This window comes from Ochrobactrum sp. C6C9 (assembly GCF_022627935.1).
Classification (GTDB): Bacteria; Pseudomonadota; Alphaproteobacteria; order Rhizobiales; family Rhizobiaceae; genus Brucella; species Brucella teleogrylli.
On sequence record NZ_JABXGB010000062.1, the window covers coordinates 1 to 10587 of the forward strand.

Here is a 10587-nt window from a genome sequence, read left to right on the forward strand (position 1 = left end):
CTCGACATCATCAGCCTGCGCGGCATTGTCCGGATCAGAAATATCGCGCACATGCAAAATGAGATCGGCTTCCACCACTTCTTCCAGCGTCGCGCGGAAGGCAGCCACGAGATGGTGCGGCAGGTTGGAAATAAATCCAACTGTATCAGACAGGATCACCGTCTCGCCATGCGGCAGGCGAATGCGCCGCAAAGTCGGATCGAGCGTGGCGAAGAGCATGTCTTCGGCCAGCACCTCGGCACCGGTCATACGGTTGAACAGCGTGGATTTTCCGGCATTGGTATAGCCCACAAGGGCGACAATCGGATGCGGAACCTTGCGCCGCTTCTGGCGGTGCAGTGTGCGGGTGCGCACCACCGTTTCCAGTTCGCGCTTGATCTTCAGAATCTTGTCCTGCAGCAAGCGACGGTCGGCTTCGATCTGCGTTTCACCCGGACCGCCGAGGAAGCCGCCACCGCCGCGCTGACGCTCCAGGTGGGTCCAGCTGCGAACCAGTCGGCCCTTCTGATAATTCAGATGCGCCAGTTCGACCTGCAGCGCGCCTTCCTTGGTGCGCGCACGTTCACCGAAAATCTCAAGAATCAGACCCGTGCGGTCGATGACCTTGACGTTCCATTCCTTCTCGAGATTGCGCTGCTGTACCGGTGTCAAAGCATGATCGACAATGACCAGCCCGATATCGTTTTCCTTGACCGTATCGGCAATGGCTTCGACCTTACCTGCACCAAGCAAGGTTGCGGGCCGTGGATTGGTGACAATCGCCACTTCTGCGTGAATGATTTCCAGATCGATGGCGCGCGCCAAACCGACCGCTTCCTCCAGACGTGCTTCGTTCGAGCGCTGGAACTGCGTGCGTGCGCCTTCTTCGCCCGAGCCGTTCGCACTATAGCGCTCCGGCAAAATGGGAACGACGACGGCAGCTCTGGTCGGTTCTTGTTCGGAAAGGCCGTAGCCTTTGTTCGCATCGTCTTTATGCGCGTCGAAGGATGACGCGTTTTTATCCTTGAATTTGGACAAATAAATTTTCTCCGGGGAGTGCAGAGACATTGCGCTCCATCATCAAGCACAAATAGGTCGCCGCTATGCGTGTTTCAAATGGAAGACGCCCCGGGCGTTAAAGCAAATATATCCGAGTCCCATGGCTGAGACCCGGAAATAATCGCCTAACAAAACATCCACGCGACGCGACATCGATGGACGAAGCCGCTACACCCGAATGGAATTCGGAAAGCGTCAGGCTTCCTCGCCTTCGAACATCTGAACCGGCTGGCTCGGCATGATCGTCGAAATTGCGTGCTTATAAACAAGTTGCGAATGACCATCGCGGCGCAGAAGCACACAGAAATTGTCGAACGACGTCACAATACCGGTCAGTTTTACGCCATTGATCAGAAAAATCGTCAGCGAGATCTTCTGTTTGCGTACGGAGTTCAGAAAAAGGTCTTGAAGATTTTGCGATCGTTCAGCCATTGTTTTTATTCCTTTAATCGATCAGCAGCCTGTTCGCGATACGTCAAAGCGGTGAACCCGCTCTATCTCTTTGTTTTCGTGCACTTCTCGACCAGCAAAACCGTTTGACACTTTTGCTGGAAATGCTCCAGACGAGCATGCGCATTTGCATAAATCAAGCACCGGAGCGCGAGGCGCCAGTACAGAACTGCAATTGCTGTGGAAAGACAACTGCTTCGCCCTCTAGCTTCGGTTAACAGGATGGGAATCTTTGCGCAACCGACATTTTTGTTGAACACGCGTCAAATATTGCTCACAAGCCTGTCGGCTGTCGGTCAGCCTGCCTTTGAAAGCTCAATGTTATCATTGTGTTCCAGCAGAGGCTTAACCTGATCCCTCATCCACATGTAAAAACTTCCGGGTTGCAATGAAACAACTTCCTTGTGTTTTTTATGAACATGGAAGCCGATGAAGTTGGGATGATTGAGCGGCTCCAGACCATAGGCAGGATCGTAGATACGGGTCGCATCCTTGCCCACCCAATAATAGAAATTCTCCTGCTGAGCGGCGTTTTTGAAAACTCCGTATTTGCGGGCAAGGCGTGAAATGCCGTCATTGCCGAAAACCGTGATACCGATAGATGCTGGCGTAACTTCCTTGCCGATTGCCCGGTAATAGAGCGGTCGCAGCGTTCCACGCCGTACTCCCAGCCATCGCGGTAGGGAATAAGTCGCGCCCATATAGGCTTCAAACTCGCCAATAATCGGATGGTCCGACGGGAAGTAAAGCGCCGATACACCGACGCGAAACCGGTTTTCGCGCGCAAGATACGGCTTCTGCGGATCTGGGTGGAATTGCTTTACGAGAAAAACATCCGTGTCGAGCCATACGCCCTGCTGGTGTTTCATCAGCATGATGCGGAAAATATCGCTGAACTGCACAATGGTTCGCGATGAACGAAAATTCGGATAGTCGCAATCCAGCCGTGTGAATGCACTTTCCGGCAGAACCGCATTGGCATCATGCAATTCCACGCCAGACGGCACATTTTCAATTGGCGCGTAAGCAAATAACTTCACACGCTGGCCCGTCATCACCATCGATGCGAGACAAATCCGATCGACCTCGCGCAAGCGAGGTCCGTACCAGAAGGTACAAATATCCATACAAGCCCCCAAGATTGCAGCTTGAAGACTTATACCACTCATATTTAATTAACTATATCAGAATTCTATGGTCAAAAAAATTCCAAGCTGACACGGAACATCTGTTCCACATGCTTTACAGCTTCCGCAGTAGCGAAAATAACCACCCGGTCCTTCGGCTTGATGCGGACGTCGCCATTGGGCCGGATCACCTGCCCATCCCGGTAGATCGCACCGATTCGCAAGCCGACCGGGAGATCGAGATCCCGCAATGGCGCGCCGACGAGCGATGATGTTTCCAGCGCTTCAGCTTCAATGATTTCCGCCATGTCGCGATAGACGCTATAGACGGCACGGATACGGCCGCGGCGCACATGCTGGAGGATTTTGGAGACCGTCACCGCCTTCGGATTGATATAGGCGTCGATCCCCACCATGTGGGTGAAATCCTGATAGGCGACCGTGTTGAGCAACGCCATGTTGCTTTTGCAGCCAAGGCGTTTCGCCATGATGCTGGAGAGAATATTCACCTGATCCTGATTGGTGAGCGCCACCATCAGGTCGGCATCCTGAATATCGGCCTCCTGCAGCAAAGCCTGATCCAGCGCACTGCCATGTAGCACCATGGTCCGCTTCAGCTGATCGGCAATCGTGAAGGCGCGCTCGTGGTCGCTTTCGATCATCTTCACGCGGGTTTGCCATTTGCGGTCTTCGATAGCCTTGGCGACATAAAGCCCGATATTCCCGCCGCCTGCTATGACGATGCGGCGCGCTTCCGGCTTTTCATGGCCGAACAGCGACAGCGTCCGGCGAACCTGCTCGCGCGTGGTGACCACATAAGCCAGATCGCCTGCATTCAGCTCATCGGACGAGCGCGGAATGAACAGATTTTCATTGCGCACCACGCCCACCACTGTTGCCGCGAGATCGGGAAACAGATCGGTCAGCTGCTTGAGCGGCGTGTTGATGACCGGGCATTCTTCCAGACATTCGATGGCCAGGCCGATGACGCGATCATCGGCAAAGCGCAGAACATCCGTCGCACCCTGCAAGGCGATGCGGCGCAGCACCACCTCGCCCACTTCCAGTTCGGGCGAAATAATCACATCGATCGGCAGGTTTTCGCGGAGAAACAAGTCCTGATATTCAGCCTGAAGGTAGGACTGGGCGCGAATGCGCGCAATCTTCGTCGGCACATTGAAAACCGAATGTGCAACCTGACAGGCGACCATATTCACTTCGTCGGACAACGTGACGGCGATGATCATATCCGCTTCGTCAGCGCCAGCCGCAGCCAGCACATCCGGCTGCGAACCATGGCCGACGAACCCACGCACATCCAAAGTATCACGCACGATTTCGATATGACGCGCCGACGTATCGATGACCGAAACGTCGTTCTCCTCGGCGGCCAGCCGCTCAGCTATGCCATAGCCGACCTGCCCCGCTCCGCATACGATCACCCGCATGACTGCTCCGCTTCTATAATCACCAGATGCTTATACGCCGAGTGATTTCAATTTACGATGCAGGGCCGAGCGTTCCATACCGACAAATTCCGCAGTACGCGAAATATTGCCGCCAAAACGGTTGATCTGCGCGATCAGATATTCCTTCTCGAAACGCTCACGCGCTTCACGCAATGGCAACGCCATGATGTGCTGGTCCGACTCCGTCGGCGCACGCGGCAACGTGTCACCAATTTCGGCTGGCAGAAGATCAGCTGTTACCGGCGCATCCGCGTCGTCGCCCCGCGCCAGAATCATCAGGCGTTCGACATTGTTGCGCAGCTGACGAATATTGCCTGGCCAGCTATGGGCCTGAAGTACGGCCATGGCATCCGCACCGATCTTGCGCGGCTTGATGCCCGCCTGCCCGGCAATCTGGGTCATGAAATATTCGACAAGCGACGGAATATCTTCGCGACGAGCTGCGAGCGGCGGAACCTGCACCGGCACAACCGACAGCCGATGGAACAGGTCTTCGCGGAATGTGCCTTCGGCAATCATCCCTTCAAGGTTTTGTGCCGTGGATGAGATGATACGCACATCGACCTTGACGCGCTTCGTGCCGCCCACGCGCTCAAATTGCTGATCGACCAGAACGCGCAGAATCTTGTTCTGCGTTTCGCGCGGCATATCGGCAACTTCATCGAGATAGAGAATACCACCATGCGCTTCTTCCAGAGCGCCGACCTTGCGTTCGCCCCCGTCCATTTCGGTGCCGAAAAGCTCGATCTCCATGCGCTCCGGCGTGATCGTCGCCGCATTAACGGTCACGAAGGGCCCATTGGCACGCGCCGATTGCGCATGGATGGCGCGGGCCGCGAGTTCCTTGCCGGCACCCGAAGGGCCGGTGATCATGATACGGCTGTTGGTCGGGGCAACGCGCTCGATGGTCTGCTTGAGCTGGCTCATGGCCAGCGATGCGCCGATCAGTTCCATGCTTTCGCCGGAGCGCTTGCGCAGATTGGACACTTCGCGCTTCAGCTTAGACGTTTCCAGTGCGCGTTCGGCGACGAGGATCAGGCGATCCGCCTTGAATGGCTTTTCGATGAAATCATAAGCGCCGCGACGAATGGCCGAAACCGCCGTCTCGATATTGCCGTGGCCGGAAATCATCACCACCGGCAGATCGGGATGCTGCTTCTTGATTTCGTCCAGCAAAGCCAAACCGTCAAGACGGCTGCCCTGAAGCCAGATATCGAGAAAAACCAGTCGCGGCACGCGATCACCGATGGCGGCCAGCGCGCTGTCCGCATCGAACGCGGTACGGGTTTCATGACCCTCATCGCTGAGAATACCAGCTACGAGCTCCCGGATATCCGCTTCGTCATCAACTACAAGAATATCGGCTGCCATATCAATTCACCTGTCCAGCTATCTTTGTCTCATCATTTCCGTTGGCAGCGCCGGGTGTACCGGCCTGCGTATCGGGAAAGACCATACGTATCATCGCGCCACGACCTCCGTGGAAATCCGCTGGCGCGTCATGCAATTCGAGATGCCCGCCGTGATCCTCGACAATCTTGCGGACGATGGCGAGGCCAAGCCCGGTGCCCTTCTCCCGCGTGGTCATATAGGGCTCAAGCAGCTTCTGGCGGTCGTCACCGGGCAGGCCCTTGCCATTGTCGATCACATCAACAAACAACTGCCCGTCCGCCTTGTAGGACCGAATGAGAATATGCCCCTCGCCGCGGTCTTCCTTAGCAACGGCGTCAATTGCTTCGCTCGCGTTCTTGATGACATTACCGAAGGCCTGACCGATCAAGCGGCTGTCAAAAGAGCCAGCCAGCTTTTCGGGGCCGAAATCATTTTCGAACTTGATATCGCTACGGCTGACTTCGATCAGGAAGGACGCTTCACGCAACGCTTCGCGCATATCCATCTGCCGCATTTCCGGTTTCGGCATGCGCGCAAAGGCGGAAAACTCATCCACCATGCGGCCAATATCGCCAACCTGACGGATAATGGTGTCGGTGCACTGGTCGAAGACCTCGCGATCCTCGGTAATGACTTTGCCATAGCGACGACGAATGCGTTCGGCAGAAAGCTGGATCGGGGTCAGAGGGTTCTTGATCTCATGCGCGATGCGCCGCGCGACATCGGCCCACGCGGACGTGCGCTGCGCCTGCACCAGATCGGTAATGTCGTCCACCGTCACGACATAGGAATGGTCTTCAGATTCAATATCTTCAACGGTAACCTGAACATTGAATGTGCGCGCCACACCACTGCGTGTCATGCTCACCTGCTCGCGATGTACGGGTTTGTCCGCAGTGCGGGCGACTTCAAACGCCTGACCGACTTCGGGTGCGATGCTGCTCAGACTTTTGCCCACGGCATCCTCCGAAACGACCCCGAACATATGTTCGGCCGAGCGGTTGAGAATGGAGATGGAACCGTCGGTTTCGATGCCGATGACGCCAGCCGTCACGCCAGAAAGCACAGCTTCCGAGAAGCGGCGGCGTTCGTCGATCTGGTCCTTGGCCGAAATCAGTTCGTTACGCTGGCTTTTAAGCTCCGCGACCATATTATTGAACGTACCCGACAGAGCGCCGACGTCGCCGTCGGACGAACGAACCGGCACGGAAACGTCAAGATCGCCAGCTGTTACGTCATCGGCAGCGCCGATCAGCAGACGGATCGGGCGAACCAGACGATCCGCAACGGCAATACCGGTCCAGATGGCCGACAGAAGAACAATCAGTGTCAGACCGAAATACAAAAGCGCAAAGGCAATCTGGGTTGGAATGCGGTTCGCATCCATCGCCTGATAGCGCTGCGTATTGGCTTCCATCAGGCGCATTGCGTCGAGGATCTGCGGATCGACGGCGCGCACCGTGTAGAGAAAAACGTCCGGAATTTCGCGCATCTTGATGATTGCGCCGACAAAATTACTGTTGCCCGGTGGAATGATGACAGGCTTGCCGTCAGTCGCCGTCTTTAGCGCATCTTCTGTCGGCGGCGGCAGGCGCGTTTCCAGCCCGGTGCCGCTTTTCACGACAATGGAACCGTTTTCGCGCACCAGAAATGCACCGAGCAGACCGCGTCCACGCGTCTGTAGCGTCATCAATTCGATGAACCCGCCCCGATCAAGGCTATAGAGCGTACGCTGCGCATCCAGATCCTGCAGCATCGAGTACGACGTGCTTTGCAGATTGAGCGCGGTCTCGCGAATATAGGCCGTGGTGAGGCTCTGTGAGGAATTCACAATGTCGCGCGTATTGGTGTCGAACCATCGGTCCAGACCGAGATTAAGCGTCACCGATGCGACAATGGCTACCACAATCGCCGGAACAGCGGCGATCAGGGAGAACAGCGCGACAATGCGGACATGCAGCCGCGACGCCGCCTTGCCCGACCGCCGGGCCGTTACGATGCGGTAGACCTCACGGCAAATCAGCAAAATCAGGAACAAAATCAACGCGACATTGATGATGACCAAGGCCAGCGTGACTGTGCGGTCAGGGGTGATCGGGGTAATGCCGATCAGGATCGCAAAGGAAATAGACGCCGTTATCAGCGCCGAAACGACGGTGATAATACCGGGCAACGCAAGAAGCCTGCGCCCCTCGCCTTTGCGCGACGTTTTCTCCGTCTTATCCATATCCGTGGTCAGATTCGCTGCGTTCATATTAACCATGATACCCAATAGCGTTGCATCTATGCAACGCATTGTGGCGAAAATGCAACGTTTGTTTTCGTAGATTGTTGATATTCAACAGCACACGCATGGCGGGTGTCGGCAACTGAAAGGCGCTGCCACGGAGCAGCTGAACATTTATTCCCCTCTTTCCAGCAAAGATTGGCAAATCAAAGCGCCTGACATGCCCTGAAGAGGTCGTCTTTTCTTTGACGTTTACAGGCTATGACCTCAAAATTACCAACATGGAAACAGCTCAGTACATATTCGTACTTATTGCGGCCTCACCCTTCGTGATCTGGGGCGCCATTCTTTATGGCCTCTCCGTTGCCGTGCCTTTGAAGAGCGCATCAAACGTGAACATGTTCGGTGAAGGAACGGCGAAAGCAACAGACAGACAATCATTTTATCTGTCCGAACTTCCTGATGTTGCGATCGAGCACTATTATATTCACCAGACTGAGCGAACCCCCTTTATTTCGAGCTGAAGTCGTTCATCTTAACAAGATATACAGACATAAATTCAGTTATCGAAGACTGACATGCAATATTGTCTGGAACCAATTGCAAAATAATGCATTCTTTTCGGCACAGTCATCCAGTCCTTTGGCTGATTGAAGTGTCCGACCACGTCTGTTGTGACAATCCCCCGGTCGGGCCACCTGTTTTACAACTGGAGTTCGACATGGGCATTTTCGACAAGATCAAGGGCGCCATCTGGGGTCAGGCACAAGCAGCGACACCTACCGCCGAAACGACCGCAACCGCCGAACCAAGCCAGACAACAGCAGCACCTTCCCCGACCGCAGCGCCAGCGCCGTCGGCACCTGCCGCCACAGGCTCTGTCGATGTCAGCGCTGTGCTTGATGCAGCGGTGGCGAAAAGCGGCCAGAAGCTCAACTGGAAAGCATCTATCGTCGATCTGATGAAGGCGCTCGGGCTCGACAGCAGCCTTGAACACCGCAAGGAACTTGCCAAGGAACTTGGTTATACCGGCGACACGAGCGATTCCGCGACGATGAATGTCTGGCTGCACAAGCAGGTCATTCAGAAGCTCAAGGACAATGGCGGCATTGTTCCAAGCGGGCTTTGATATTTTGCGGCCAATGGGAACATTTGGCCGCATAACACGTTTATAAACAGACGCTTGGAGCGGCAAGTTTATCTGAAGAGATAAGCAGATGTTCCGGGCGTCTGTCGATAGTTCGAACGATCGATCCGATTTTGTGAAGTGTTTCCGTGCTTTTGGGACGCTTTTGAAAACCTGTTGTCTTACGTGCCTGTTTTCCGAGTGTAGCCCGCCTTGTGGGCATGATTTCGAAAGGCATGTTTCAAGGTTCGGCAGATGGCTATGCCGTTTGTCGAGACCGGATTAGAGGAGTGGATCATATGAGCGGTGCAGGCGTGGGCTGGATTGCTGCCATCATCATCGGCGGCCTTGCTGGTTGGATTGCTTCCAATTTCATGAATAGCAACACCGGCATATTCATGAATATCATTTTGGGTATCATCGGCGCTGCAGTGGCGAGCTTTCTGTTCGGTCTGCTCGGCGTGTCCTTCGGTGGCTGGCTCGGTTATCTGATTTCAGGCTTCGTCGGGGCGTGTATACTCATATGGGTCGGAAGAATGATCAGTTCATAAAACAAGGCGCCGCTGGCGCCTTTTTTATGCCTGTTCGCCTGCTCTCGCCCAGATATTCCTTTCATGCCTCGTACATGGCAAGCGTTCGCAACAATGTTTCGAATGTCGAAGGCTGGGCCTGATCCTGATGCGCGTCTGCCACCGCATCGGTCCTTGACGATGGCTTCCGCACACTGCTGGGGCTATAGCCGAACTGCTGTGTGAATGCGCGCGTGAAATTAGCAGCGGAATCGAACCCGAAAGCGAGCGCGACATCCGCAACCTTTCGATTTTCGGATGCATCCGCCAGCATGGTATGAGCCGCAAACAAGCGCCGTTGGCGAATATAATTCAGCACGCCGCCTGACCCTTCAAAGAGCTGATAAAGATGCGTGCGCGAAATCGCCAGTTCACGGCTCAACGCTTCCGGCGTCAAATCCCGCGACATAAGATTTTTCTGGATGAACCGCCGCGCCTTTGTCATCAATCCCAACTGGGAAATCTGCTCGCTGACGTCGATTTTCTTTACTAGCGGCGCAATGGTGTCAAATATGATCTGTCGCAGACTATCCCGCAATGCCGGCAAATCTTCGTTGGTGACCCGGCTGAGACCGTCTTCGAGGCTCGAAACGAAGTCGATCAGCAATTTGGCGCGGTAGCCGCCCAAAGTGACGTTGTTACTCGATTCAGGCATGCCGCCGCGTCCGGCAAACTGATCGACGGGGATGATCAGGGAAACGGACTCTGAAGCGATGGCCCGCCCTCGAAAAGGATAGCCGAGCGAGCGCACGTCGATCATGCCCGGCTCATTTTCCGCCACACGCCCATCAACGCCGGTCCAGCTGTGGCCGCTGCGCAAAAAGCCGATCTGCCAGTGATCAATCGTGCTGAAACGCACCTTTTCCTTCGGGCGCTCATAGCTGAAAGCCGGTGCGGACTGCTGGATGAGGAGCATGCCACCCAGATTCCACACCGTTTGAGATGCTAGAAATCCGTCGCTGGCATGAACTCCATCCGGCAGGCGCATGTCCAGCAAGGGCAGCATGTGCTGTTGCCAGGCAGCAAATTGTTCGGAGGGTTCATAACATTCCGTGGTGAAGATCATAGGTGCCACTAGGTTGCTTGCGCCAGCAATTTCGCCCAGGGGGGGAACCGGCACGCGCACTGATTGTCGGCGCGCGACAGGGTCCGGCTCAAAATGGTGCGCGGGCGGGTGAGGGACGGACGG

The 10587-nt window shown here is 55.3% G+C and carries 10 protein-coding genes; 3 read left to right on the forward strand and 7 right to left on the reverse strand.

What is annotated here, in order from left to right:
- The 6 genes from hflX to HWD97_RS23650 form a co-directional block, all read right to left on the reverse strand.
- Nucleotides 1-1017 (reverse strand): GTPase HflX (hflX, locus tag HWD97_RS23625; RefSeq protein WP_371835750.1); only part of this gene is annotated, 1017 nt, incomplete at its 3' end.
- Between the two features lie 216 nt (nucleotides 1018-1233).
- Nucleotides 1234-1470, reverse strand: a complete 237-nt coding sequence (gene hfq / locus HWD97_RS23630; RefSeq protein ID WP_002964239.1) for an RNA chaperone Hfq — start codon at nucleotides 1468-1470, stop codon at nucleotides 1234-1236.
- Between the two features lie 314 nt (nucleotides 1471-1784).
- Nucleotides 1785-2615 carry a hypothetical protein gene (locus HWD97_RS23635; protein WP_109368956.1) on the reverse strand — a complete coding sequence of 277 codons (831 nt, stop codon included), beginning with the start codon at nucleotides 2613-2615 and terminating at the stop codon, nucleotides 1785-1787.
- 71 nt (nucleotides 2616-2686) lie between these two features.
- Entirely contained in the window at nucleotides 2687-4063 is a 1377-nt protein-coding gene (trkA, locus tag HWD97_RS23640; protein ID WP_109368955.1) for a Trk system potassium transporter TrkA, read from the reverse strand.
- A gap of 30 nt (nucleotides 4064-4093) precedes the next feature.
- Nucleotides 4094-5455 carry a sigma-54 dependent transcriptional regulator gene (locus HWD97_RS23645; RefSeq protein WP_124915978.1) on the reverse strand — a complete coding sequence of 454 codons (1362 nt, stop codon included), beginning with the start codon at nucleotides 5453-5455 and terminating at the stop codon, nucleotides 4094-4096.
- A gap of 1 nt (nucleotide 5456) precedes the next feature.
- The gene (locus HWD97_RS23650) at nucleotides 5457-7772 is read right to left on the reverse strand and encodes a PAS domain-containing sensor histidine kinase (RefSeq protein ID WP_109368953.1); all 2316 of its coding nucleotides are present in this window, start codon (nucleotides 7770-7772) and stop codon (nucleotides 5457-5459) included.
- Nucleotides 7773-7984: 212 nt separating this feature from the next.
- Here HWD97_RS23650 and HWD97_RS23655 point away from each other — a divergent pair, with 212 nt between their 5' ends.
- The 3 genes from HWD97_RS23655 (at nucleotide 7985) to HWD97_RS23665 (ending at nucleotide 9380) form a co-directional block, all read left to right on the forward strand.
- Nucleotides 7985-8227, forward strand: coding sequence for a hypothetical protein (locus HWD97_RS23655; protein ID WP_109368952.1), 243 nt, complete (start codon nucleotides 7985-7987; stop codon nucleotides 8225-8227).
- A gap of 197 nt (nucleotides 8228-8424) precedes the next feature.
- Nucleotides 8425-8832, forward strand: coding sequence for a DUF3597 domain-containing protein (locus tag HWD97_RS23660; RefSeq protein ID WP_109368951.1), 408 nt, complete (start codon nucleotides 8425-8427; stop codon nucleotides 8830-8832).
- Nucleotides 8833-9128: 296 nt separating this feature from the next.
- Nucleotides 9129-9380, forward strand: coding sequence for a GlsB/YeaQ/YmgE family stress response membrane protein (locus HWD97_RS23665; protein WP_109368950.1), 252 nt, complete (start codon nucleotides 9129-9131; stop codon nucleotides 9378-9380).
- Between the two features lie 61 nt (nucleotides 9381-9441).
- Here HWD97_RS23665 and HWD97_RS23670 read toward each other — a convergent pair whose 3' ends face one another.
- Nucleotides 9442-10524, reverse strand: a complete 1083-nt coding sequence (locus HWD97_RS23670) for a helix-turn-helix domain-containing protein (protein ID WP_371835751.1) — start codon at nucleotides 10522-10524, stop codon at nucleotides 9442-9444.
- Between the last annotated feature and the right edge of the window lie 63 nt (nucleotides 10525-10587).

Coding starts and splice junctions, on each gene's coding strand:
- HWD97_RS23645 (WP_124915978.1), bottom strand. CDS start 5,455: ATGGCAGCCGATATTCTTGTAGTTGATGACGAAGCGGATATCCGGGAG.
- HWD97_RS23665 (WP_109368950.1), top strand. CDS start 9,129: ATGAGCGGTGCAGGCGTGGGCTGGATTGCTGCCATCATCATCGGCGGC.
- trkA (WP_109368955.1), bottom strand. CDS start 4,063: ATGCGGGTGATCGTATGCGGAGCGGGGCAGGTCGGCTATGGCATAGCT.
- HWD97_RS23660 (WP_109368951.1), top strand. CDS start 8,425: ATGGGCATTTTCGACAAGATCAAGGGCGCCATCTGGGGTCAGGCACAA.
- HWD97_RS23635 (WP_109368956.1), bottom strand. CDS start 2,615: ATGGATATTTGTACCTTCTGGTACGGACCTCGCTTGCGCGAGGTCGAT.
- HWD97_RS23650 (WP_109368953.1), bottom strand. CDS start 7,772: ATGCGTTGCATAGATGCAACGCTATTGGGTATCATGGTTAATATGAAC.
- HWD97_RS23655 (WP_109368952.1), top strand. CDS start 7,985: ATGGAAACAGCTCAGTACATATTCGTACTTATTGCGGCCTCACCCTTC.
- hfq (WP_002964239.1), bottom strand. CDS start 1,470: ATGGCTGAACGATCGCAAAATCTTCAAGACCTTTTTCTGAACTCCGTA.